The sequence below is a fragment of the Emticicia sp. genome (assembly GCF_043780375.1).
GTDB lineage: Bacteria > Bacteroidota > Bacteroidia > Cytophagales > Spirosomataceae > Emticicia.
This window is the reverse complement of the sequence record NZ_JAYWCU010000120.1, coordinates 84,767-109,132: the sequence shown is the minus strand read 5'-3', so window position 1 is coordinate 109,132 and position 24,366 is coordinate 84,767. Positions and strand designations below refer to the sequence as shown.

At 36.5% G+C, this 24,366-nt stretch carries 17 protein-coding genes; 11 read left to right on the top strand and 6 right to left on the bottom strand.

Annotation, left to right across the window (positions count from 1 at the left end):
• The first annotated feature begins 13 nt into the window (after nucleotides 1-13).
• Entirely contained in the window at nucleotides 14-4,330 is a 4,317-nt protein-coding gene (gene rpoC, locus ACH2CJ_RS09625) for a DNA-directed RNA polymerase subunit beta' (protein WP_394992415.1), read from the top strand.
• A gap of 121 nt (nucleotides 4,331-4,451) precedes the next feature.
• Here rpoC and ACH2CJ_RS09620 read toward each other — a convergent pair whose 3' ends face one another.
• Nucleotides 4,452-5,843: a hypothetical protein gene (locus ACH2CJ_RS09620; RefSeq protein ID WP_394992414.1), complete on the bottom strand. Its 1,392-nt coding sequence runs from the start codon at nucleotides 5,841-5,843 to the stop codon at nucleotides 4,452-4,454.
• Between the two features lie 131 nt (nucleotides 5,844-5,974).
• On the opposite strand from ACH2CJ_RS09620, the gene ACH2CJ_RS09615 reads away from it, so the two are divergent.
• The 3 genes from ACH2CJ_RS09615 to ACH2CJ_RS09605 all read left to right on the top strand — a co-directional run bounded on the left by ACH2CJ_RS09615 (nucleotide 5,975) and on the right by ACH2CJ_RS09605 (nucleotide 8,071).
• Nucleotides 5,975-7,204 carry a LamG domain-containing protein gene (locus ACH2CJ_RS09615; RefSeq protein WP_394992412.1) on the top strand — a complete coding sequence of 410 codons (1,230 nt, stop codon included), beginning with the start codon at nucleotides 5,975-5,977 and terminating at the stop codon, nucleotides 7,202-7,204.
• Between the two features lie 64 nt (nucleotides 7,205-7,268).
• Entirely contained in the window at nucleotides 7,269-7,445 is a 177-nt protein-coding gene (locus ACH2CJ_RS09610; RefSeq protein ID WP_394992411.1) for a hypothetical protein, read from the top strand.
• A gap of 284 nt (nucleotides 7,446-7,729) precedes the next feature.
• Nucleotides 7,730-8,071 carry a LytTR family transcriptional regulator DNA-binding domain-containing protein gene (locus tag ACH2CJ_RS09605; protein ID WP_394992409.1) on the top strand — a complete coding sequence of 114 codons (342 nt, stop codon included), beginning with the start codon at nucleotides 7,730-7,732 and terminating at the stop codon, nucleotides 8,069-8,071.
• A gap of 428 nt (nucleotides 8,072-8,499) precedes the next feature.
• Here ACH2CJ_RS09605 and ACH2CJ_RS09600 read toward each other — a convergent pair whose 3' ends face one another.
• Both ACH2CJ_RS09600 and ACH2CJ_RS09595 read right to left on the bottom strand, forming a co-directional pair.
• The gene (locus ACH2CJ_RS09600; RefSeq protein WP_394992407.1) at nucleotides 8,500-11,145 is read right to left on the bottom strand and encodes a heme-binding protein; all 2,646 of its coding nucleotides are present in this window, start codon (nucleotides 11,143-11,145) and stop codon (nucleotides 8,500-8,502) included.
• A 314-nt stretch (nucleotides 11,146-11,459) separates the two neighbouring features.
• A complete protein-coding gene (locus ACH2CJ_RS09595) occupies nucleotides 11,460-12,137 on the bottom strand; it encodes a TetR/AcrR family transcriptional regulator (protein ID WP_394992405.1) in 678 nt (225 codons plus the stop codon).
• A gap of 131 nt (nucleotides 12,138-12,268) precedes the next feature.
• Here ACH2CJ_RS09595 and ACH2CJ_RS09590 point away from each other — a divergent pair, with 131 nt between their 5' ends.
• The 4 genes from ACH2CJ_RS09590 to ACH2CJ_RS09575 all read left to right on the top strand — a co-directional run bounded on the left by ACH2CJ_RS09590 (nucleotide 12,269) and on the right by ACH2CJ_RS09575 (nucleotide 16,694).
• Nucleotides 12,269-13,822: a SulP family inorganic anion transporter gene (locus ACH2CJ_RS09590; RefSeq protein ID WP_394992404.1), complete on the top strand. Its 1,554-nt coding sequence runs from the start codon at nucleotides 12,269-12,271 to the stop codon at nucleotides 13,820-13,822.
• Between the two features lie 33 nt (nucleotides 13,823-13,855).
• Nucleotides 13,856-14,479 (top strand): carbonic anhydrase family protein, encoded by a 624-nt coding sequence (locus tag ACH2CJ_RS09585; RefSeq protein WP_394992402.1) that lies wholly within the window; start codon nucleotides 13,856-13,858, stop codon nucleotides 14,477-14,479.
• Nucleotides 14,480-15,039: 560 nt separating this feature from the next.
• Nucleotides 15,040-16,227 (top strand): ATP-binding protein, encoded by a 1,188-nt coding sequence (locus ACH2CJ_RS09580; RefSeq protein ID WP_394992401.1) that lies wholly within the window; start codon nucleotides 15,040-15,042, stop codon nucleotides 16,225-16,227.
• A 221-nt stretch (nucleotides 16,228-16,448) separates the two neighbouring features.
• Nucleotides 16,449-16,694 carry a hypothetical protein gene (locus ACH2CJ_RS09575; RefSeq protein WP_394992399.1) on the top strand — a complete coding sequence of 82 codons (246 nt, stop codon included), beginning with the start codon at nucleotides 16,449-16,451 and terminating at the stop codon, nucleotides 16,692-16,694.
• Between the two features lie 35 nt (nucleotides 16,695-16,729).
• Here the strand turns inward: ACH2CJ_RS09575 and ACH2CJ_RS09570 are convergent, their stop codons facing one another.
• Nucleotides 16,730-18,997: a metallophosphoesterase gene (locus ACH2CJ_RS09570; protein WP_394992398.1), complete on the bottom strand. Its 2,268-nt coding sequence runs from the start codon at nucleotides 18,995-18,997 to the stop codon at nucleotides 16,730-16,732.
• A 137-nt stretch (nucleotides 18,998-19,134) separates the two neighbouring features.
• On the opposite strand from ACH2CJ_RS09570, the gene ACH2CJ_RS09565 reads away from it, so the two are divergent.
• Together ACH2CJ_RS09565 and ACH2CJ_RS09560 are read left to right on the top strand one after the other, a co-directional pair.
• Nucleotides 19,135-20,031 (top strand): LysR substrate-binding domain-containing protein, encoded by an 897-nt coding sequence (locus ACH2CJ_RS09565; protein WP_394992396.1) that lies wholly within the window; start codon nucleotides 19,135-19,137, stop codon nucleotides 20,029-20,031.
• A 76-nt stretch (nucleotides 20,032-20,107) separates the two neighbouring features.
• Nucleotides 20,108-21,286, top strand: coding sequence for a threonine synthase (locus tag ACH2CJ_RS09560; RefSeq protein WP_394992395.1), 1,179 nt, complete (start codon nucleotides 20,108-20,110; stop codon nucleotides 21,284-21,286).
• A 28-nt stretch (nucleotides 21,287-21,314) separates the two neighbouring features.
• On the opposite strand, the gene ACH2CJ_RS09555 is transcribed toward ACH2CJ_RS09560, so the two are convergent.
• Together ACH2CJ_RS09555 and ACH2CJ_RS09550 are read right to left on the bottom strand one after the other, a co-directional pair.
• Entirely contained in the window at nucleotides 21,315-22,112 is a 798-nt protein-coding gene (locus ACH2CJ_RS09555) for a DUF4846 domain-containing protein (protein WP_394992393.1), read from the bottom strand.
• 53 nt (nucleotides 22,113-22,165) lie between these two features.
• On the bottom strand, nucleotides 22,166-22,543 hold the full coding sequence (locus ACH2CJ_RS09550) for a co-chaperone GroES (protein WP_394992391.1): 378 nt from the start codon (nucleotides 22,541-22,543) through the stop codon (nucleotides 22,166-22,168).
• A gap of 155 nt (nucleotides 22,544-22,698) precedes the next feature.
• On the opposite strand from ACH2CJ_RS09550, the gene ACH2CJ_RS09545 reads away from it, so the two are divergent.
• The gene (locus tag ACH2CJ_RS09545) at nucleotides 22,699-24,336 is read left to right on the top strand and encodes a hypothetical protein (RefSeq protein WP_394992390.1); all 1,638 of its coding nucleotides are present in this window, start codon (nucleotides 22,699-22,701) and stop codon (nucleotides 24,334-24,336) included.
• Nucleotides 24,337-24,366: the final 30 nt, after the last annotated feature.

The window sequence follows — 24,366 nt, the reverse complement described above, 5'->3', positions numbered from 1 at the left end:
ATCATACTTGAAAATGTCTTTAAAGAAAAATAAAAAACTAAATAGTGACTTCCAGAGTATTACCATCAGTTTGGCTTCACCAGAGTCAATATTGGAAAGCTCTTATGGCGAAGTTACACAACCCGAAACTATCAACTATCGTACATACAAACCCGAAATGGGCGGTTTGTTTTGCGAGCGTATTTTCGGGCCAGTAAAAGATTGGGAATGTCACTGTGGTAAATACAAACGTATTCGTTACAAAGGCATTATCTGCGACCGTTGTGGCGTAGAAGTTACTGAGAAAAAGGTTCGTCGTGAACGCATGGGACACATCGAATTGGTTGTTCCAGTGGCTCATATTTGGTACTTCCGTAGTTTACCAAACAAAATTGGTTACTTAGTAGGAATGTCATCGAAGAAACTCGACCAAATTATCTATTACGAACGGTACGTAGTAATTCAACCAGGTTTGAAAGGTGAAGACGGCGTTTCACAAAACGATTTCTTGACCGAAGAAGAATATCTGGATATCATGGACAAGTTGCCACGTGATAACCAAATGCTCGACGACAAAGACCCAAATAAATTTATCGCTAAAATGGGTGCAGAGGCATTGGAAATGATGCTCTCACGTTTAGATTTAGACCAGTTATCGTACGATTTACGTCACTCTGCTGCTACCGATACTTCACAACAACGTAAGGCTGATGCCTTAAAACGTTTGAAAATCGTTGAGGCTTTGCGTGATGCAAACACTCGTATTGAGAACCGACCAGAGTGGATGATTATTCGTATGGTGCCAGTTATTCCACCAGAATTACGTCCGCTTGTGCCTTTAGATGGCGGTCGTTTTGCAACTTCTGACTTAAATGACTTATATCGTCGTGTGATTATTCGTAACAATCGTTTAAAGCGTTTGTTAGAAATCAAAGCTCCAGAAGTAATCTTACGTAACGAAAAGCGTATGTTGCAAGAAGCAGTTGATTCACTTTTTGATAACTCACGTAAAGTAAACGCCGTTCGTTCGGAAGGTAACCGTGCCTTGAAATCACTTTCAGATATGTTGAAAGGAAAGCAAGGTCGTTTCCGTCAAAACTTATTGGGTAAGCGTGTTGATTATTCTGGTCGTTCGGTAATCGTTGTTGGACCAGAATTGAAATTACATGAGTGTGGATTGCCAAAAGATATGGCTGCCGAACTTTTCAAACCGTTCATTATCAGAAAGTTAATTGAGCGTGGAATCGTTAAAACAGTAAAATCTGCTAAGAAAATCGTTGATAGAAAAGATGCCGTAGTTTGGGATATTTTGGAAAACGTGTTGAAAGGGCATCCAGTTCTTCTAAATCGTGCTCCTACGCTCCATAGACTTGGTATTCAGGCTTTCCAACCAAAATTAGTGGAAGGAAAAGCTATCCAATTGCACCCACTCGTTTGTACAGCCTTCAACGCTGACTTTGACGGTGACCAGATGGCGGTTCACGTACCACTTGGTCAGGAAGCAATCATGGAAGCTTCGGTTTTGATGTTGGCTTCACACAATATCTTGAACCCAGCTAATGGAGCTCCAATCACTGTGCCTTCTCAGGACATGGTTTTAGGTCTTTATTTTGTTACAAAAGGGCGTAAATCTACGCCAACTAACAAAGAGCCAGGCGAAGGTATTACGTTCTATTCGGCAGAAGAAGTAATTATTGCCATGAATGAGGGAGCTGTTTCAAAACACGCCCATATCAAATGCCGTGTGAAAGTAAAAGATGAAAACGGTCAGTTAGTTTATAAAGTAATTGATACAGTTGCTGGGCGTATCTTATTTAATCAATGCGTGCCAGAAGAAGTTGGTTACTTGGACGAATTATTGACCAAGAAAAGGCTTCAACAACTAATCGGACTTGTTTTTAAAGAATCAGGTTATGCTCGTACTGCCAAATTCTTGGATGATATTAAAGAATTAGGTTACCAAACAGCCTTTAGAGGTGGTTTATCTATCGGTTTAGATAATATTATTATCCCTCCTGAAAAAGTAAAATTGGTAAACGATGCCAAGAAGGAAGTAGAAGAAGTACAAAATAACTACATGTTTGGTATCATTACTGAGCGTGAGCGTTATAACCAAATTATTGATATTTGGGGTCGTGTAAATAGTAACATGAGAGGAATTCTTTTGAAACAATTGGAAGAAGACCAAGCTGGTTTCAACCCAATCTATATGATGATGCACTCTGGAGCTCGTGGTTCGCAAGAACAAGTGCGTCAGTTGGGTGGAATGAGAGGATTGATGGCGAAACCACAAAAGAACATTCAAGGTTCGGTTGGAGAAATTATTGAAAACCCAATTTTGTCTAACTTTAAAGAAGGTTTGGACGTACTCGAATACTTTATTTCAACTCACGGTGCTCGTAAAGGTTTGGCCGATACAGCCTTGAAAACAGCCGATGCGGGTTACTTAACTCGTCGTTTGCATGATGTTGCTCAAGATGTGGTTGTGAACGAAGTAGATTGCGGAACTTTACGTGGAATTCAAGTTTCAGCTTTGAAAGACAACGAAGATATCGTTGAGCCACTTTCTGAGCGTATCTTGGGCCGTACATCGGTTTATGATTTAATAGACCCTCTGACAAAGAAACTTATCGTAAAAGCAGGCGAAGAAATCACGGAAGAAATTGCCGCTGAAATCGACGACACTTCTATCGAAACTGTTGAAATTCGCTCAGCATTGACTTGCGAAACCCAAACGGGTGTTTGTGCAAAATGTTACGGACGTAACTTGGCAACAGGTAGAATGGCTGATGGTGGAGAAGCAGTAGGTGTTATTGCCTCGCAATCAATCGGTGAGCCAGGTACGCAGCTTACCCTACGTACATTCCACACGGGTGGTACTGCCCAAAACGTTGCTTCTGAAGCAAACGTGAAAGCGAAATTTGCAGGAACAATCCAATTAGAAGAAGTACGTACCGTACAGTCAGCCGACCGTGATGGTAATGTAATTACAACTGTATTGGGTCGTCGTGGCGAAATTCGTATCATTGAAACAGGTACAAATAACGTACTCATTGTCAATAACGTACCTTATGGTGCAACTTTGGAAGTAAAAGAAGGGCAAAAAGTAATCAAAGGTGATGTAATGTGCCATTGGGATCAATTTAATGCCGTTATCCTTTCGGATATTGATGGAGTAATTGAATATGATGCGATTGAGGAAAATATAACTTATAAAGAAGAAGCCGATGAGCAAACTGGTTTCCGTGATAAAGTTATTATCGAATCGAAAGACCGTGCTAAAAACCCTTCAATCATTGTTCGTTCGGGCAATGGAGAGGAAGAAAAAGCATATAACTTACCTGTATTGGCTCGTTTGACAGTTGAAGATGGTAAAGTTATAAAAGCAGGTCAAATTTTGGCAAAAATTCCACGTGCTATCAACATGAACCGTGACATTACAGGTGGTTTGCCTCGTATCACCGAATTGTTTGAAGCTCGTAACCCTTCAAATCCTGCGGTTGTATCGGAGATTGATGGTATCGTACAATATGGTGCGATCAAACGTGGTAATCGTGAGATTTTTGTGGAAGCAAAAGATGGTATCAAAATGAAATACATGGTTGCTTTGTCGAAATTATTCTTAGTACAAGATGGTGATTTCGTATTGGCAGGCGACCCACTTTCAGATGGTGCTATTACGCCAGCCGATATTTTGCGTATTAAAGGGCCAACTGCAGTGCAAGAATATTTGGTAAACGAAGTACAAGCGGTATATCGTCAGCAAGGAGTAAAAATCTCTGACAAACACATTGAAGTAATTGTTCGTCAGATGATGCAAAAAGTAGAGGTAATTGACTCAGGTGATACCCTCTTCTTGGATAACCAAATGATTGACAAGTGGTTGGTACGTGCAGGAAACGACAAAATTTTGGACAAAAAGGTAGTATTAGAAGCTGGTGCTTCTGATAAATACAAGCCTGGTCAGATTATTACAGGTCGTGAAATGCGTGACGAAAATAGCCGATTGAAGCGTGCTGACTTAGCACAATTAGTCGTGCGTGATTCGATGCCAGCCGTGGCTCGTCCAACATTGCAAGGTATCACTTCTGCTTCGTTAGGTACAGAATCATTTATGTCGGCGGCATCGTTCCAAGAAACTACAAAAGTGTTATCAGAAGCTGCCGTAAGAGGAAAGCGTGATACACTCGAAGGTTTGAAAGAGAACGTAATCGTTGGACACTTGATTCCTGCTGGAACGGGTAATCGTAAATATCAAAACATCATTGTTGGTAGCAAGGCAGAACTTGAAGCAGCAGCTGAAAAGAAAAAAGCTCAAGATGCAGCCAAGCAACGCAGAGAGTACGTTTAGTATTTAGAGAATTAAGAATGATGAGTTTTTTTCATCATATAAATTATAAACAAGGTCAGGCATTTTGCTTGACCTTGTTTTTTTTGTGGGTGATTCGTATGCTTTCGCCGAACGGAGCATATCACGAAGGTTTTGCTTTTTCCAAAATTACTGTATTTAACACATATCCAAGCATCCTTTTATCTGTTTTTGATGGAATTCGCTCAATTGGTGTGGAAGTTTGATAGATTTGATTAAGTTTATATTCAAATCCTTTTAGAAAATCACTTCTTAGTTTTCTTTGATTTTCAATTGATTTATTACCAATTTCAAGTACTTCGTTGAGTTGTTCGGCACTTAACCCTCCTTCTTGCGTGTTGGAAACCAAAACATCAAATACTCTTTTTTCAATGTCATTTAGTTCAATAAAATTATTGTTTTCATTATTCGATTTCTTCTTTTTTTGGAAAAACCAATAACTCACAATCCCTACTAAACCTACAAAAACTAATACATAAATATATTTATTCTGATTTTCTGAAACATACAATTTTCCTAAAAAGACTGCACTTAGTTTCATTTGCTCAATAGAATATTTATTTTGAGCAAATTTGTCCTTCTGACTTCGTAGCACTTGTACATTATATAACGAGTCTCCTATGACATATTCTTTAGCAAATTCAGTTTCATAACTGGCATTAGTTGTACCAAGAACCTTTTCTTTATCATCCCACAAATAAACCTCATTTTTCAAAGGGTCAATAATCAAAACTCTGCTATAAGGGGCTTGAAAATAGTGAAGTACAAAGTATTTATCATTCCAATAAATATTTTTATTGATACCATCTGTAACAATATATTTGAAAGATTCTTGGTCAATAATACCCAGTTTTCTCCAAAGTTTGGTAGTAAAACTGTATTCATAAAAGCCAAAATCAATAGTTGATTTGCTTCTATTTTCAGAATCGCTATAAAAATAATTTAAGCCAGAAAAAAATACATCTTTCTCTTTAGAATAGCCTTCTATGCCCAAATGAATAGATTTTGGAGCATCGTTGGCAGGATTTAGAGCTATCCACTCTTTGGTTTCTTCCTGAAAATAAGTCATTAAATTGTTGGTACGAAACATACCATACCCACCAAAACAATAGATAATATGATCACGCACAAATCTCGTACTAAGACAATTATAACCTCTATAATATGTTTTGTCGATGCGTTGGAGTTGCATTTTTTCAAAATCAAATATATATACTTGATTGGTGCAATCTGCCAAAAGATAACTTTGATTTGGTTGATTAGTGGGCAAACTTTGAAAACGCAGATAAGGAGGAATATCAAAATCGTCAACACCCGCCAAACTTACTTTTCCTATCATTTGCCATTGCTCAGGTGTAGTTTCTATTTCAAGCATTTGGCTTTTTATATCTATTCGATAAACTCTCTTGTGGGTAACATCAAGCCATTGAATAGTAGCAGCGAAGCTATTGCAAGCCATAAATAAACAAAAACAGATGATTAGATTAGCTCGCATAGTGAGAAAAAGGTTGGAGACTCAGCAAAATTTACGTGAAAATACGTGAGTAAGCGTTATCACACAAATTTTTTTTGATTGGGCTTGGTGGAAAGATAGCTTTGTGAGAGAAAATAAACATAAAAACTGCTATGAACAAAATTCAACAATTTGTTTCACTATTTGGAATACTGATAACATCCTTTTCTGCTACTATCGCTCAAACCATAATAACACAAGGCTTAGTTGCCTATTATCCTTTTAATGGAAATGCAAATGATGTGAGTGGGAATAATCTAAATGGAATAGTAACAAGAGCAACTTTAACAACCGATAGAAGAAGTAATGTAAACACCGCTTATGATTTTGACTTTGCAAATGCTCAATGGCAACAGCAAAACGATGAAATCTACATCCCTTATAACACAAAATTGGATGTTACAAATATAACTGTATCGGTTTGGCTATATCCAAGAAGCTATTACTGGAGTTCAAATCCAGGAGGTCCAAGTTCAATAATAATAAATAGGTATCAACACACATATTCAACTCCGAGTGGAGGTGCTTGGCAATTACGTTTCAGTCAGACTTCTGTAAATGGTGAAATTATAGGTACTCCATTTGGAATAGCCACATCAAATACCACTCTCCAACTAAACACGTGGCATCATATAGTTATGACTTATGATGGAGTTCAAGTTAAACTTTACATCAATGGAAGTCTTTCGGCTACCCAATTATATTCACAACCGATGAATGTTGCTGGTAATTCAGGTATTTCAATAGGTGAATCAAACCAAGCAAATGGTTTCTGGCATTACACTGATGGAAAAATTGATGATATTGGAATTTGGAATAGAGCATTAACAACCAATGAAATTCAACAACTATATACAGAAGGTGAGAATAGTAATACAAAAGTGGTGATTCATAATAACGCAAAATCTATTTTGATTACACCAGATTTAATTCAAGCTAACTCGACTATTACAGGTTCAAACAATACTTTTATTGGAGAAAATGCACTTAAAAGTAACCGTGATGGAAACAATAATACTGCGTTAGGTTATAAAGCAGGGGAAATGACTTCTGGAAATGGAAATATATTTCTTGGGGCTAATTCAGGTAATAATTTATATTTTCAAAATACTTCAAAGAAACTAATTATTGCCAATTCTGAAACAAATACACCTTTGATTTATGGTGAATTTGATAATGGCTTACTCAAAGTTAATGGTAAACTTTTATTACAAAAAAACAATGGAGTTCCTGCATCTTCAACCTCAACAGGAATACAAGGACAATTGGCTTTTGATGATGAATACTTCTATATCTGTGTTCAAAATAATATTTGGAAACGTTTTGCTCTTGGCAGTTGGTAATCTATTTTAGGCATTATTTAGCCTATTTAGGCGGTTAAAAAATATTTCAAACAAATTTAAAATTATGATAATTGATACAAGGTATATGTCTTATGATGATTGGCAAAATATCAGAGATGAAAACACAGGGATTGTTGAAAACAGTTTCTCCATTCGGCTGAATATTCATTCATTAGGTGTGTCAGCCGTTGTTACAAAGGCATTTCCAACAAGTGCGTTCAAAGAACGCTTGACACACTGACTAAATGTTGAACATTTAGCCAAACCGAGAATATTGGAATTGGCAATTTCGCTCCAAATACAAGCCCTGTTGCTCGTTTACAAATTCAAGATGATGATATATTTTTACAAAATATTAGTTCGGGTGTTATACTGAAATCACCGAATAATCAATGTTGGAAATTAACCGTGAGTAATACAGGTCAACTTGTTTTTACTTTAATATCTTGTCCAAATTGATAAACATTTAAATAAATTAAGAATATGGCTGTAATAACAGATTACTTTACTTTAAACCTTAAGCCAATGAAAAACTTTGCAGATATTAAAAAAGATAGTGTTCATATAGGCGGTCGTATTGTTCATCCCGAGCAAATAATAATGTTGGTAGCTGACATCAATTACACAACCATTTATCTTGCTGATGGTCAAAGATTTATGGTAGCCACAACTATCGGAAAAGTACAAAAAATACTACAATTGCATGGCGAATTTGTTCGACCCAACAAATCTCAAGTCGTTAATTGGGCTTATGTAAGAAGTAGCACCTCAAAACAACTTTTGCTTAAAAACAATGAAATAGTAAGGTTTTCGAGAAGAAGAGAAAAAAGCACAAATATAATTAATCAAATAAATTCCATATTTTGATGCTTTATTCTCAAAAAAAACCAGTTCGGCTGAATATCCATTCAGTCATTGCAAATGCCGTTTTTAAAACGGCATTTGCGAATAGGTCGCTAAATTAAAAGAGTGATTGTCGGTTGCTTTATATGTCAAAGCTCCACTCGGGAAAAAGTTATGGTAAGCCGTTTTTTTAACTACGAAATATATCGTATTTTTCAACCACTAAAACCTTTAATTTAAAAATAAATTTGTTTACGCCTGTACATCTTTTAAAAAGTGAGTGAGAAAGATGCTTTAATTTATCATATTTTTGTGCTTCCATCTCACAAAGATGCAAGCTAATTACCTTTATTTCAACAGTTTAATACTTCCGCAGGAAGTATAATGCAAAAAATATTACTTGAGTAAAATAAAAACAGCCAGACAAAATACATTTCATCTGGCTATTAGAGTTATTTTTTCTGATTATAAAGAAAAGTGATTAAGGAGGCTAACTCCTCATAAGATAGTGCGTTTGCCAGTCCAGCAGGCATCATCGAAGTTTCCAATTCTTTCCTTGAAATAATATCTGATTTCTTTATTTTACTAACATTGCCGCCAATGTCTCTTAAGGTCAATTGGCTCGAAGTTTCTTCAGTTACGAAGCCCATATAGTTCATGTCGCCTTTGGCTTCTATCATAACAGAAGCAAAACCCTGAGAAATAGAGGCATTGGGTTTAAGTATAGATTCTGCTATCTGTTCTCTATTCATGATAGACCCGATCTGACCCATAAATGGCCCTTTTATAGACTCTGAAGTACTTAAACTATGGCATGCGATACAGCCTTGTTTGGTAAACAAGGTTTTTCCAAGCTCTGCCTTACCAGGAATTTTTGCCATTGCCAACATTACATCTTCAATTGATGATTCGCCCACCTGACCTTTTTTATTGCGTATTTTTTGCAAATCCACTTTTACTTCTTCTTTCGCTGCTATTACTTCCCCACTCCCAAATTCGATGATGCCCATGCGGTTTTTGTCATTCAAATCTACGAAAAATGACTTATCCGATGCTTTATTCCATTCTTTTATCAAAAGGGTTTTGATAGCAGGAGAAGATTCCCAAACAATATCTTTATAGTATGGTCCATGGGTATCAGGACGGGTACTCCACCACCAAGAGCTATCGTAAGGAGCTTCTTTTTTGTATAAACGTGAAAGGGTTGCCAATATCTCTTTTTTACTTTTCAAATCTTTAGCCACTTTATAAGCCGCAATCAAGCCATTAACAGACTTAGGACTGTGCATATAACGCAATGCCCAAAGAGCTATTGTCGAATTTTTTGTGCCTATGGCAGCAATACAAGCATCTAAGGCATTTAAACTCACCAACGACCTAACTGCAATGTGCGGAACAACTATGGCTGAATTAGGTGTGGCATGGGGACCTTCTTTTCCTTTGGCCGGAGCTAAGAAAGAGGCGGGCACTTTCACTTCCAATAAAGCTTTAGCCGCCTCAACTCTTCCCAAGCGACCTAAGCCAATGATAGAAGCCACCTGTACACGAAGGGATGGGTCTTTAAGTCCTTTTTGAAATAAATATAAAGGTACTTTGCTAATGTTTGCTTTACGGTCAGTCAAGGCTTTCAATGCAAATTCTCTGACAGGTTCTTCTGCGGCAAGTTTCACCAAATTCGATATACCGCTGGCTCCTGCAGCTTGTGCATAGGTAAAAATCCCCGCAACTCGCACATCTAATGACAGACTCTTATTTGAGGCAATAGCCCAACTTACTTCAATAGCGTCGTTGGCGGTTCGAGAAAGTAGTTCTTGTTGAGCTGCCAATCTTGCCATACCGCTACTTGATTTAAGAAGAGTTGACAATTGAGCAACAGTAGATTTTTTTATATCAGGAAAAGCCACATATTTCCAGTCTTTTGGCACGACTCGTACCACAAAACCTTTATTTGGATTGCCAGAGTAGCCAGCACCATCCCAAGCAGAAAGATACATTTGCCCCGTAGCATCAACATCAACATCTGTAATTTGTCTCAGTTTAATAAACTCTTCTTCAGTTTGTGTGAAAGTGGCTCCGTCAGGTTGTACTCGGTGAATAAAAAGCTGGTTTCTTCCCCAGTCTGCCATCATCGGTACATGGTTGTATTTTTCAGGCCAACTGGCATCGTCTATAAATATTGAGCCTGTACCCGAACCTCCGCCCAAGTCAACCAATGCCGGGATAATTTCTTCAGTAAAGTTTTTGAAAAGTGATGGGTATCCATATTCTCCCGATTGTATATGGTTGCTGAAACGAATGTTCCATCCTCCACCATCATTAGTGTTGTCTCGGGTGAAAATGTTCATATATGGGTCTATGGCTGTATCGTAGATATTACGGGTGCCATGGGTGAAAATTTCCAATTCTGTTCCGTCAGGACGAACCCTTACGATTCCTCCTCCTAACATAGTTAATTTTTTTCCAGACCTATCCACTGCATCCGTAAAACCAAAGTCGCCCACAGAAATGTAAATCCATCCATCAATACCCATGCGGATACCGTTAGTTGAGTGGTCGGTGCCTCTACTTTGCAGGAATTTAGGGGAGCAAATGTTTTGTACTAAAGGCTTTGATGCATCATCGGCAATACCGTCGTTGTTTTTGTCTTCAAATACTACTAAATCCATCCCAGAGGCTTTGCCCGTTTCTTTGCTGAAAGTAGTGTGCAACACATACAACTTATCACCAAGACTGATAATACCTCGTGGGTTATCTAATGTGGCAAATACGGTGTAGTTGTCCATTTTACCATTATGGTCAGCATCTATAAGTTTGACGATGCGACCTTTTCCAGGAGTTTTTCCAAGAGAGCCAATCATATCTACCCCAACGAAAACTTCACCTGAAGCCGCAACAGCAAGACACGATGGGCTTGGAACGATGCTCGGACCTGCGAAATAACTGGCTAATAAATCTGGGGGACAAGTAAATCCAATAAGTAATGAATCATTTGCAATTTTAACCAATTCATTTTTTTGGCTTGGAGAATGATTTAAGATTAAACTGTTGCCAGTGAAAATTATAAAAGCCACAAAAAGGCTTAGGTTTACTTTTAACATGGGAGGGTTGAGTAAAAATGATTGAATGAGATAGCAAATCTATAAATTTTGATTAATATTTCTAAATGATATTTTGTCAATATAAATCAAACTTTTGGAACTTTGATAAACTTTAGTAAATTTATCAATAAGAAAGAATTCTTAATGACGAAGTTTGAGAATTGCTTTTAAGCCCCAATTCCATTGAGACTTTGAGAGTTGCACAATATCTAAAATCACTGACAGCTCCACTGCTTATAGTGGACAAAAGAAGAAAAAAAACACCGCACATTTCAGCACATTTGTTTTTGCCCTGACTTCCAAAATAGAGATAATTAATTCCTCTTTATACTGGAAAAAACCAAATCATTCAAAAACGCAATGATTTCTGCTTCCTCTTTGGTTTTTCCAAAATCGGTAAGAGATGGAAGGTTATACATAAAGAAATTTTGAAAATGTGCCATTTCAATAATGGTAGACGCTAATGATTTGGGGTATTTATATTCCGAACTGCAATCCAAAATAATATTGCCGATGACAGCACATAAATCTTTATAGGGCTTAAAAAATTGTTGTTTATTGTCTTCACCTACTTGTTTGGTCAAATATGCTTTTGACCCTTCTGCAATTACAATTTGATGCAATAAGCTTTCGTTTACGTAACTTGTTTGCTCGTCGTCCTCAATGGTAGAAGCCAATAACTCTATTATCCTTTTTAATTTGACAATAGGGTCTTTAAGATTATTGGTATGAAAATTAATCTGAAATTCAACCCAACCCCAATACCATGAGGTTAAGTAAATCAACAGCTTGTGTTTGTTTTCAAAGTAGCGGTAAACGCCTGCCTCAGTTGTACCAATATCTTCTGCCAGTTTTTTAAAGGTAAACACCTCAAAACCGCTTTTGTAAATAAGTTGAATACTGTGTTTGATGATTTTTTTGCCTAACTCCGTGGCTTCAGGATTGCGGAGAAACAATGCCTCATTCATTTTTATCTGTAACTGTATCTTCACGGTTATTTTTGGTTTGCATAAAATCAATGTGGCAAAGATAGTTAAAATAATTTTACAATTATATGTAATAGTATTGCTATCAATATTAAAACTATTCCTATCTTTACGCCCAATAACTTAAAAATAAAACAATGGAGCTAAAAAATATGTTCAAAGAATTGAAGCACGACTTACCCGCAAGTATTGTCGTGTTTTTTGTGGCCGTCCCTTTATGTTTGGGAATTGCCCTTGCCTCGGGTGCACCTTTATTTGCAGGTATTATTGCTGGTATTGTAGGAGGTATTGTAGTTGGTGTAGCAAGCGGCTCTCCATTGGGTGTGAGTGGCCCAGCAGCAGGCTTAGCTGTTATCGTTTTAACTTCGATTACTACACTTGGCGGTTCATGGCCAGCTTTTCTAACAGCCGTTGTTTTGGCGGGAATTATCCAACTCATTTTGGGATATGCTAAAGCAGGTTTCATTGCCCATTTTTTTCCTTCATCAGTTATCAAAGGAATGCTTACAGGTATAGGACTTTTAATAATTTTAAAACAGATACCCCACGCATTAGGCTGGGATAAAGATATGGAAGGTGATGATGCGTTTGTTCAGGCGGATGGACAAAATACATTTTCGGAAATTTTTAAAGCACTTGACTTTGTAACACCAGGGGCATTTTTAATTGCAGCAATTTCATTAGCTATATTAATTCTTTGGGACAAAATATTAATCAAAAAGCATAAAATATTTCAGCTAATTCAAGCACCTATTGTTGTAGTTTTTCTGGGTATTCTGATGAACTATTTCTATCAAAATGGAATATTAAACTTTAGTTTGGCTGCCGACCAAGTAGTAAGAATTCCTGTACCTCACTCTGCTACTGAATTTTTTGGACAGTTTACTTTCCCTGATTTTTCGGCAATCACAAACTTAGAAGTTTGGAAAATTGCTTTTGTAATAGCTATTGTTGCAAGTTTAGAAACCCTGCTTTGTGTTGAAGCCACTGACAAACTTGACACCGACAAGCGAATTACACCGACAAATAGAGAGTTAAAAGCACAAGGTTTGGGCAATGTTATTTCTGGTTTAATTGGTGGTTTGCCTATCACGCAAGTAATTGTTCGCAGTTCGGCAAATATCAACTTCGGCGGCAAGACGAAAATGTCTGCTATTCTCCACGGTGTTTTCTTGCTGATGAGTGCATTAACGATAGCAAGCATTTTGAATAGAATACCATTGGCAAGTTTAGCTGCTATTCTTTTAATGGTAGGTTATAAGTTAGCCAAACCATCACTTTTTAAACAGATGTATAAATTAGGTTGGGAGCAATTTGTTCCGTTTACCGCTACGGTAATAGCTATTTTAGCAACTGACTTATTAAAAGGAATTACTATAGGAATGCTTTTTGGCATCTTCTACACCTTGCGTCATAGTTATCGTAATTCTCATCATTTGAAAGTTATTAAAACAAATGAAGAAGTACACGAGTTGCACCATCTTGTTTTAGCCGAAGAAGTTTCATTTTTTAACAAAGCAAGCGTTATAAAAGTTTTGGATGCTATTCCTGCAAATTCAAAAGTGATTATTGATTGCTCAAAATCTATATCAATTGCTTACGATGTAATTGAATTGATTAAAGATTACGAAATTAATGCCAAAACTAAAAATATTATAGTTGAAAAAATCAATTTTATTGAGACAGCTTAAATTCATAAACCATTTTAAAAACAATAAAAAGAAATGAAAACATTAAACAAAGAAATGCAGGATGCCATAACACCACGAATGGCTTTAGAATTACTAAAAGGCGGTAATACAAGATTTGTAAATAATCTTAAAGTTAACCGTAATCTTTTACAACAAGCAAACGAAACATCAGATGGACAACATCCATTTGCCGTAATTCTTAGCTGTATTGACAGTAGAACTTCGGCTGAACTAATTTTTGACCAAGGGTTAGGTGATATTTTCAGTATTCGTATCGCTGGAAATATTATCAACGAAGACATTTTGGGTAGTATGGAATTTGGTTGCAAAGTAGCGGGTTCAAAAATTATAGTAGTGTTAGGGCATACAAAATGTGGAGCAGTAAAAGGTGCTTGCGATCATATTGAAATGGGCAACCTTACTTCCTTGCTCACAAAAATAAGACCTGCCGTAGATGACGAACTGACTATAACAGAAAATAGAAACTCAGGAAATGCAGAATTTGTAGAAAAAGTAGCAACCATTAATATAAAACGGACAGTTAAAGCCATCACAGAACGAAGCCCTATATTGAAAGAAATGATAGAGAGTGGACAAATTGGTATTGTTGGCGGTTCTCACGACATAACCACCGGACAAGTAACATTTTATCTATAAACAGTAGGATGTAAGTTCTCAAGGACATACCATTGTATTGATGGTAAATAATTCCAACCACAAAGCACACACATTTAGCATCTTCGCAGATCCACGCCCAAAAAGAGTATGTTTTTCCCAAGCAAGACAGCTCCAATACAAGTAGATATCAAGCCCGAAATAGAAGGTCAGCACCTATCAGCGAGCTTAAAGGAATTGGGGATTCAGTGGTTAATTGTATCTTTTGCTTCGAAATCCCCAACTTCTTAAGTCTGCAAAAAGTTGACAACACAACAAAAAACCGTCCTCTCATTAATAGATTGTTAAAATTATACGATATTGCATGATGATAAAAAAATGAGTCTTTTCGATAAATTACAGAGAGAGTCACTTTCTGAAATAAATTGACACACAAAAGGCAGCCATCATGAAAAGCTCTGAAGTGATTCTGATCTAGCAAAATTTTAAGACAAGAGGAGAATCATGTTTCCTGTGACCCACCATAGCAACGCCAAACCGTTATTTGTAATGGAGGTAAACACAACAACATAACGATTCAACATAGATATTAATTAAATCTAATGAAAAATAAGCAAGATAATCCTAAAATTCTTAAAAGTAAGTATATACCAACTGCTGAGTTTTATAGCCAAATAATTGACAGCTTACAAGATTATTCAATTTTTACTTTAGATAAAGAATTTATCATAAATAGCTGGAGTTCTGGCTCGACAAAAATATTTGGTTACGAAACAGACGAAGTTATTGGAGAACATTTTGATATCATTTTTACAGAAGAGGATAAAAAAAATGGAATTCCGAAAAAGGAAATTGAAATAGCTTTAGAAGAAGGCAGGGCAACAGATAATAGATGGCACATTGCCAAAGACAAAAGTTTATTCTATGCTTATGGCCTGGTTTTTCCACTTACTGGCATTGATGGCGAGATGTTGGGCTATGTTAAAATACTCCGAGACTTAACCGAAAGAAAGAAATCGGAAGATGCCATAAAAAAATATGTAAAAGAACTGGAAGAACTTAACACCCACAAAGAGAGTGTTTTGGCAATACTTTCACACGATTTAAGAAGTCCACTTTCGGCAATTATTGGAACGGCAAAATATCTGAAAACAAATTTTCATAAAATGGAACCCGATGTGGTTCAGGAAATGCTGACACTCCTTTATAAATTATCCACTGATGAGTTAGATATGTTGGACTATTTAGTGGAGTGGGCAAGAATAAAATACGCATCAGACGTGTTTTCGCCAACAAAAATAAAGCTGATCCAATACATTGAGAAAGTTTTTGATACTCTAAATGAAACCGCTTCAATAAATACAATAAATCTTCATCACGAAATTGAAGAGAATATATCTGTTTTTGCAGATAGTAAAATGTTGCTTTCTATTATTCATAACATAGTTTCTAATGCAATAAGACATACACAAAAAGGTGGAACAATAACAATTTCAGCAAAAACCAAAGACGACAAGATTATAATTCAAGTAAAGGACACAGGAATTGGAATGTCTAAAGAAATACAAGAAAAACTTTTTAAACCACAAATCAAAACCCTCTCAGAAGCCAGAAAAGAAAATAAAGGAGCTGGAATAGGATTATTATTAGTAAAAGGATTTTTAGAAAAAAATGATGGTGAAATATGGGTAGAAAGTATTGAAGGTGAAGGTTCATCTTTTTATTTTACTTTGCCCATTGAAAAATCATTATATAAAATAGAAGGCTCAGACGAAATCAAGTTTGATTAAAACGTTTAAATACAAAGGCAAGCTAAAGATATTTTTATGGATAAATGAAATGAATAAGCCTAAAAATAGCCACCGCATATACCAGCATATTTGCAAAAGGTAGCGTTTAGTACTCTGTGTGTTATTTATTTATAGATCAACGTTTACGAATTGCGTTTTAAGAATACTATACCAAACAAATTAGCCAAAATAATCAAACACTACATCAAATCGACAATCTTATGAAAGAAAACAACTACTCACAAATGAGTTTAGAGGAACTCAAAGCCAAAGAAAAAACACTCAAAAGTGCTACTTCAGCTTTTATCGGAGTCTTGATAGTTTTGGTATTTGCTGTTGTTTTTTTAGGAATCAGACAAGGATTTAGTGTTTTTTCTGTCTTGCCCGTCGCTTTCTTACCTCTTCTACTTGTCAATATAAGTGGCTTGAAAAAGGTGCAAGAAGAGATTAAATCAAGGAATTTATAACTAAAAACAATTCTTTATTTCTAAATCTCACTGCTTTACGGGCTTTTTTCATCAGACTTCCATTGAGCATTGACATTGGCACAACCGCCAATACTGGCAATAAAAATCACACCATTTTGAGCTTGAAAACCTGGCAATAGCACAACTGCTTTGGCGGCATTATATTTTACATTTGCTCCGCTATTGAGCAAATTATTTGCCGTGATATTTTGTCCAGCTTCGTATTTCAGGAGTGAATTTGAGGCAATCGGACTTGTTAAATTCCATGCTGGCTGGCAATTTGGATTGGTAATTTGTATCAAAAAAGTATCTGCCAAACATTGACTTCCGTCTTTTACAATATATTGGGTATTATTAATGGGCGAAACGATCAAACTACGGGTATTGAAATTAGTGCTTTGCCAAGCATAATTGCCTATCCAAGAGGCATTTAACGTGATATTTGTCAGGTTTGTGGCTTGTGTAATAGTCTGCTTGATGTTCACATCTTTCATCATCGTAAACTTATCTCTTATTACGCCATCATCAGCAATCCACTTGGCATCTAAGCGATTGGCTTCTATCTCCAAATACAATGAACCACCATTAGAAGTATGCGAAAAATACATGGCATCGTGTGGATAACTTGCTTGTGTGCCACCTGCCCAACCAGCAGAACCAGCCACCACGTAAATAATGCCTGTATTGGGTAAACTAGAAGTTTTGATATAGGGGCAAGAGTCTGTAGAGCCATCGTACTTTCCACTCGACGTTGTAGGATTATGAAGAGTTACATTGAAAGTGGGCTCTAAACCTGTATGCCCTTTCATCAGACGTGAACGCTCATAATTATGACTATGCCCGCAAAGTACCAAATCAACTTTATACTGCTCCAAAATTGGCACGACATTTTCACGAATAAATTTCAGTTCGTTCTCACCATCAGACGTATGACTTCCCATTGTATAGGGTGGGTGGTGCCAATACAAAATCGTCCATTTTTGGGTATTGGCTGCTAAATCTGCTTTCAACCATGTGATTTGCGGACTTGTAGCATCATAAAGCCGATAATTACTGGCGGTTTCCTTACCATAAGAATCTAAACTTACGAAGTGAATATTGGCATAATTGTACGAATAATATTCTTTATGTCCTGACGGTACGCCACCAACTTCGCCATTGCTTGGCAAGCTGAAATTGCTATAATATGGCATAATATGGTCGGTTTGTGCCGTGTTTGTTGCGTAATAATCATGGTTTCCAGGCGTTGGGAAAAGTACGGTTTGCTTCATAATTCGGTCATTTTGGTAAGGCTCAAAAAACCTCGTTTGATACTCAGAATCAAAACCAGAACTATAAGCATTATCGCCTAAAAGCAGCCATAAGTCAATATATTGACTGCCTACATAATTAAGAAATTTCTCTTTTACGGCAGTTTGGGTAGGTGCACCTGTGCCACAATCGCCCGTTATCCAAACACGGGTTTTCTTTTCAGTACCAATTATTGGGGCAGTGATAAAATAATTCAGTTCGGTGGCTTGCAAAACCTCCGTTGTAGTGCCAACAGAGTAATAATATTGAGTATTAGGAGAAAGGTTTGGAAGATTGACAATATGCTCGGTTGTAAGTGTAGCATCAACAACGTTATTGCTAAGATTGGCAGCATTGGTGCCATAATTAACTTGGGTAGTAGAACCTATGTTTGTTCGCCAGCGAATCTGCATACTGTTCGAAGTACCCATTTGTAAATATGGTCCTCGACTCACGGTATAGTTAGAAGGTAACAATTCAAAATCAAACGAAATATCAGAGCTTGTTACGGCAGTTTGATGAACTTCTACGGCAATTACATTAGTTCCTGTTTGTAAATTTGTGCCTGCAATAGTTGTTTCTAACCAAATGTTTCCATCATCGGTTGCCAACGAAGCTAAGGTTTGATAATTTTGATTGGTAGCCAAGTTATCTCTAAAAACCTCATTTCCATTGATATAAACAACAATACCATCATCTCGCTTGACCCGAAGTCGGTAATAAGGAAAAAGTGTGGCGATAGAAAAACTCTTCCGAAAATAGGTAGTGATATGTTTATTGCTCTGATTGCCGCCATAACTCACAACCGTGGCTTCATCTCCATCACCGTAGCCAAATTGTGAAGCACCCGATGACCAAGCTTCATCGTTAAATCCAGTATTTCGCCAAGACGTACTTTGGTCAGTACCATTATCCAAATACTTCCAAATATTGCCGCTGGAAATGATTGGGGTTTGGGCAAAAATTTGTTGTGCCACAATATAAAACAGAAACAAATATAATCTGAAAATCATAGTTGCAAAACTTATGAGTGTTTATACAAAGTTTACGTTTTTTTTGATGAAAATTACGTTCTTTGGGTAATTTTAAAATAACGCAGATTTTTAATCAAATTCTAAAATCTACCGTATTCTATAAAAACCTTAAATAAATGCTAAATTTTGGTCATCTTGTTTTTTACGAAGTAGCAAAACTTTTGAGTTTTTCGAAAGCCTCTGAAATCTTATTTATTTCTCAACCTTCAGTAAGTAAACACGTCAAAAATCTTGAAGCTCAATATGGTATTGCTTTATTTGAGAGAAAAGGTAATACCATTTCATTAACCGAAGAAGGCTCAATATTATTCAAATACTTGTCGAAAGCCAATGAAATCAATAGTCAATTGGAGTTCGATATTTCTATACTGAAAAATACTGCCGCCGCTCGTGGGACATTGGTTATTGGTGCCAGCACAACTGTGGCTCTTTATCTCATGCCTAAAATACTTTCTGGTTTTCATAAAGCATTTCCTGAAATAAAACTTAGGCTAATCAACCGAAACTCTGAAAATATCCTCAAAGCTCTCTTGAATCACGAAATTGACGTGGGCATTATTGAAGGCAAAAATAAAACTACGTTGGCTAACTACCAATTTTTCTTGAAAGATGAAATTGTTGCCGTTTGCTCTGCAACGAGTAGCTTGATTAAAAAACCACAAATTTCGATAACAGAATTAATAGAAACCCCAATTGCATTGCGAGAAAAAGGCTCAGGAACGTTGGCTGTTCTGACGGCGGCATTAGAAAAAGAAAATATTAAACTAAGCGACCTAAATACCCAAGTAATTATTGGTGGCACAGAAGCCCTCAAAAATTTTCTATTAGAATTTGACTGTATCGGATTTTTACCAACTATTTCGGTTCAAAAGCAAATAACAAATGGAGAGTTATTCAGAATTAATATCCCCGAATTAATCATTCATCGAGAATTCTATTTTATCCAACGGCAAGGAGAAGAAAATAATAAACTCATCAAGTTATTTATTAAACATGCTGCAAACAGTATTTAAAATAGTTATACGGTATAGTATATTAGAATCCACTTTCATAAGAAGAAGACATTAGTTTTACACAAAAAAACTGATTATGAAAGTCCTTGAGTCATTGAGCAATATAGCTTATTTACAGTGCCACGCCTGCAATCAAGCATATTCACCTTCAGAAATTGCAAGTATTTCAACTTGCTGTGGTCGTCCACTCATTGCCCGTTACAGTTTTACAAATTATTTTCCGAAAGAGGCTTTATTAACAAGGCAAAAAAATATGTGGCGTTACGCCGAGATGCTCCCCTTATTCGACATCAATAATCGGGTGAGTTTGGGCGAAGGTTATACTCCCATTTTACCTCTCCAAAGACTGGCAAGCAAATACGGGTACAAAAACCTTTTGATGAAAGATGAATCGTCTAACCCGACAGGTTCATTTAAAGCGAGAGGTTTGAGCATGGCTATTTCAAAAGCCAAGGAGTTTGGCGTTGAATCTTGCATTATTCCAACGGCGGGCAATGCAGGCGGAGCAATGGCGGCTTACTGTGCCGCTGCTGGTATTGAAGCCACTGTGGTAATGCCTACGCACACGCCAAAAGTGTTTAAAGATGAGTGTGAACTCTACGGTGCAAACCTAATATTGGTTGATGGACTCATTAGTGATTGCGGAAAAAAAGTGGCTGAATTGAAAAAAAATGGTAATTATTTTGATATTTCTACCATCAAAGAGCCATACCGTATTGAAGGGAAGAAAACCATGGGCTACGAAATTGCCGAACAGCTGGATTGGCAATTACCCGATGTGATTTTATACCCTGCGGGAGGTGGAACTGGACTTATTGGTATTTGGAAGGCTTTTCAAGAAATGATTGACTTAGGCTGGATATTGCCCGAAAAACTTCCAAGAATGATAGCCGTACAGGCCGAAAATTGTTGTCCAGTAGTAAATACTTGGGAAGCAAAACAAGACAATTGTTCAAAATACATAGGGAAGCCCTCCATTGCAAATGGTTTAGCCGTACCCAATCCTTTTGCCGAAAATATAATGCTTGAGGTGTTGCTTGCTTCGGGTGGATTACCCATTGCTGTAAGTGACCAAGAAATGATTGCAGGAGTCAAAGAAATTGCCCGTTTAGAAGGGCTTCTGATTTCACCAGAAGGAGCTGCAACGTGGATAGCCCTACAAAAATTAGTGGCAAAAGGTATCGTTAGTGCTTCGGAAGAGATTTTACTACTCAATACTGGTAGCGGTTATAAGTACCTTGAAAATATCATTTAGTTGTGAATGATGATATAAATTGAGGTACTCAAAATCTATGCAAAGCATTCAATGGGAAAGTCCATTCTGGCGTGTAAAGTTCGGTATTTAAGTCTTTCAAACTGTACCAAGCACCACCTTTTGGGTTCTTAACAATATGAATATCCTGAGCAGGCATATAACTCTGAGCCAAAAGAAAAATTTTGTCTTTTGATTGTGGGTTTTCGGCAACATCCATTACTATCATGGCGTGTCCATAACTCTTTGGATTCGAGACAATGAAAACATCGCCGAGCTGCAAATCCGACAAGTTTTTTATTGCTTTCATCTCTTTTTCAAGTGTATAAGTATTAGCATACGTGAATACCATATCTTGGTATTTTCTAAATCCTTCTCTACTAGTATCTGGAGACTTTGATTTTATAAAACCCTGATTAGTAATACGATATCCATTTTTATATTTATCATAAGTCATGGAAACTCCACTAAAAGTTTTGAAAGAAATAGCTGAAAATTGCTTTCGAGCATACAAATATTCACTTCGCAAACGCATCACAGCATCGGCACATTGTTGTAGGTCTCGTGTGCCTCGGTCAATGTCTAAAACTGCCACTTGTTGAGCGTTTGTTTTCTCTTCTTCGTTGTAGAAATACACTTTCGATTTGTCATTTTTCAAAGGAAAATCACGAAGAAAAGCTCCAAAAGAATCATTCAAAACGGGTATTCTTTGATAACCAGATGGTAATTTGAAACGTGTTTCAACAGTCGTCCCTAATGGATTAATGATTTGACTTTTTGAATCATTACAACTCAAAAACAGTAAAAATAAAATCGAATAAAATTTCATCTAAGTTTTTTTATGAAGGAATAACACAAATTCTTTAGTTTATTTTCCAAATATTACATTAAATCTTCAAATCGCTCCAACATCAATATCGAAGCTTGTGGCAGAATAACATATTTTTCACCTTCGTATTGTACTTCAATGGCGTGGCGTTGCAGATAAATTGCCAAATCTCCTTCTTGGGCTTGAAGTGGCATATATTTCACTTTTTCTTCGGTTTCTTTCCATGGTTCGTCTTCGCTTGGCATTGGCAAAGGGTAGCCTGGACCAACTTTTATGACATAACCGCTTTGTACTTCTTCTTTTTCGGTTACAGTTGGAGGCAAATAAAGTCCTGTATTAGTTTTATCCGAAGGGTTTTTGGGCTTTACCAAAACTTTATCACCTACTACGATGAGTCTTTTCAATTTATTGTCTGACGTTACGCCGAGCATGATGATTTGGTGAGTTAGTAAATAATATGTATTTCTGAAAAAATTTACAGAGATTATATTGCAAAATTACATTAAAATTCCGCTTTTTTATTAAACGGTAATGCCGCTTTCCGATTTATCTCATTAAATTTGTCAAAAACAAACATTGTATTCTCATGAAAAATATATTAAAACTCGCTTTGGTACTATTGCCATTCCTCACACAAGCACAAGGAAGTTTGAAAGCATCGCTTGATAAAGTTAAAGGCTACGTAAAAGAAATAAAATTAGAGAAATCATCTATCAATCAGCAACTTAGCTATGCCGATGCCACGCCTTATGACATCAAAATTGCTATAACCAATACCGACTCGAAAGGTAAAAGTATCGAAGAAATCTACGAATTTAATCTTGGTTTGATGGGTGAAGTGAAACGAAGTGCATCAAGCAAAGAGATGAAAGTTGAACTCACTTCGCTAAAAAATCAAAAAGTGATTCGCTATACCAAAGGCGGTGAAATGCAAAATTATGAAAATAAAATTGAGCTTTTATTCGAAAATATTGACGATGCCCGTGAAGTAGAAAAGAACCTTAAAGATGCGATTGCTGCAGCAAAAATTGCTTGGGAGGGTTCAATCAAATTGCCTAAAGATGATTTGAGTGCATTGCAAACTTGGCTCGAACAAAATATTAAGGATGTTACGGCTGAAAAGCAATCTTTCAAACAAAGTCTCAAGAAATCAAGCACCTATAAAGATCGTGCAACGCTCAATTTGGAAGAGAATGACGGTAAAAAAACGACCGAAATGCAATCAGATTTTAGTTGGGGCGACCTAAACGATGGCAGTGCCGAACTAAAAATCAGCGGAAAAGAAATCTATATAAGTGCCAAAGCTAAAAATGATTTCATCAGAAATCAACAAGGTAGCAGTATGAAAGGCTACGATGATGAAATAAAATTTTATGCCCAAACGCCAAGCGATGGAAGTGTATTAATGATGGCGATTCAGAAAATTATTCCTGCTGCGAAAAAAGAATTACAAGTACGCTTGCCCAAATTAGCAACAAAAGAAGATGGGTTCAAGATTTTGAAAGACAGAACCAAAGATTTTAAAGTAAATGAATCGAATTATTCGCAAAAAATTACTCCAACTTGTCTTACAAGTTATGATTTAAAATCAGAAGTGAAAGGCAAAACCATTGATGAAAATTTCAAATTTAACTTTGGCGATTTGTCCGATTACAAACTTTCGGTCTCGAAAGAAGTCATAAAAATCACTGCTAAAGTAATTGATAACAAAAAATTTATCAAATATATAAAAGATGGAGTTTTGCAAAACTATGACAATAGCATTGATTTCATTTTGGGCGACCTCGAAGATGCTCGATATTTGGCAGAAGCCTTGCCGGCCATCTCGAAAGGCTGCAAAAGCAATGTTACAGTAGGCGATTTCAACTCGTTGGTGAGTAAGCTGAAATCTATCGAAAATCCAAAGCAAGAATTGATTCTGCAAGATGGCAGCGACAAGTGCAAATGGAAGTTTACTTCGACTATGGCCGAATCAAAAAAATCGGTTGAGACTATTTCAGAATGGAATCTTTATGATATCGATCCAAAGAAAATTGATATTGATGTTTCGGGGAAAATAGTTGGTATAACCGCTTATACACTCAATAAAGAGAAGTTTATCAAGCAAACTAAAGATAGCAAATCAGGTTTTTCGAGCGAAATCAATTTAATTATTAACGACATTGAAGATGCTCAAAAAGCATTAGCAACTTTCAAAAATTTAGTTGAAGGTTGTAAGAAATAACTCTATTCATCTCAAATATTTCACACAAAA

Coding starts and splice junctions, on each gene's coding strand:
- rpoC (WP_394992415.1), top strand. CDS start 14: ATGTCTTTAAAGAAAAATAAAAAACTAAATAGTGACTTCCAGAGTATT.
- ACH2CJ_RS09620 (WP_394992414.1), bottom strand. CDS start 5,843: ATGCGAGCTAATCTAATCATCTGTTTTTGTTTATTTATGGCTTGCAAT.
- ACH2CJ_RS09615 (WP_394992412.1), top strand. CDS start 5,975: ATGAACAAAATTCAACAATTTGTTTCACTATTTGGAATACTGATAACA.
- ACH2CJ_RS09610 (WP_394992411.1), top strand. CDS start 7,269: ATGATAATTGATACAAGGTATATGTCTTATGATGATTGGCAAAATATC.
- ACH2CJ_RS09605 (WP_394992409.1), top strand. CDS start 7,730: ATGAAAAACTTTGCAGATATTAAAAAAGATAGTGTTCATATAGGCGGT.
- ACH2CJ_RS09600 (WP_394992407.1), bottom strand. CDS start 11,145: ATGTTAAAAGTAAACCTAAGCCTTTTTGTGGCTTTTATAATTTTCACT.
- ACH2CJ_RS09590 (WP_394992404.1), top strand. CDS start 12,269: ATGGAGCTAAAAAATATGTTCAAAGAATTGAAGCACGACTTACCCGCA.
- ACH2CJ_RS09585 (WP_394992402.1), top strand. CDS start 13,856: ATGAAAACATTAAACAAAGAAATGCAGGATGCCATAACACCACGAATG.
- ACH2CJ_RS09580 (WP_394992401.1), top strand. CDS start 15,040: ATGAAAAATAAGCAAGATAATCCTAAAATTCTTAAAAGTAAGTATATA.
- ACH2CJ_RS09575 (WP_394992399.1), top strand. CDS start 16,449: ATGAAAGAAAACAACTACTCACAAATGAGTTTAGAGGAACTCAAAGCC.
- ACH2CJ_RS09570 (WP_394992398.1), bottom strand. CDS start 18,997: ATGATTTTCAGATTATATTTGTTTCTGTTTTATATTGTGGCACAACAA.
- ACH2CJ_RS09565 (WP_394992396.1), top strand. CDS start 19,135: ATGCTAAATTTTGGTCATCTTGTTTTTTACGAAGTAGCAAAACTTTTG.
- ACH2CJ_RS09560 (WP_394992395.1), top strand. CDS start 20,108: ATGAAAGTCCTTGAGTCATTGAGCAATATAGCTTATTTACAGTGCCAC.
- ACH2CJ_RS09555 (WP_394992393.1), bottom strand. CDS start 22,112: ATGAAATTTTATTCGATTTTATTTTTACTGTTTTTGAGTTGTAATGAT.
- ACH2CJ_RS09550 (WP_394992391.1), bottom strand. CDS start 22,543: ATGCTCGGCGTAACGTCAGACAATAAATTGAAAAGACTCATCGTAGTA.
- ACH2CJ_RS09545 (WP_394992390.1), top strand. CDS start 22,699: ATGAAAAATATATTAAAACTCGCTTTGGTACTATTGCCATTCCTCACA.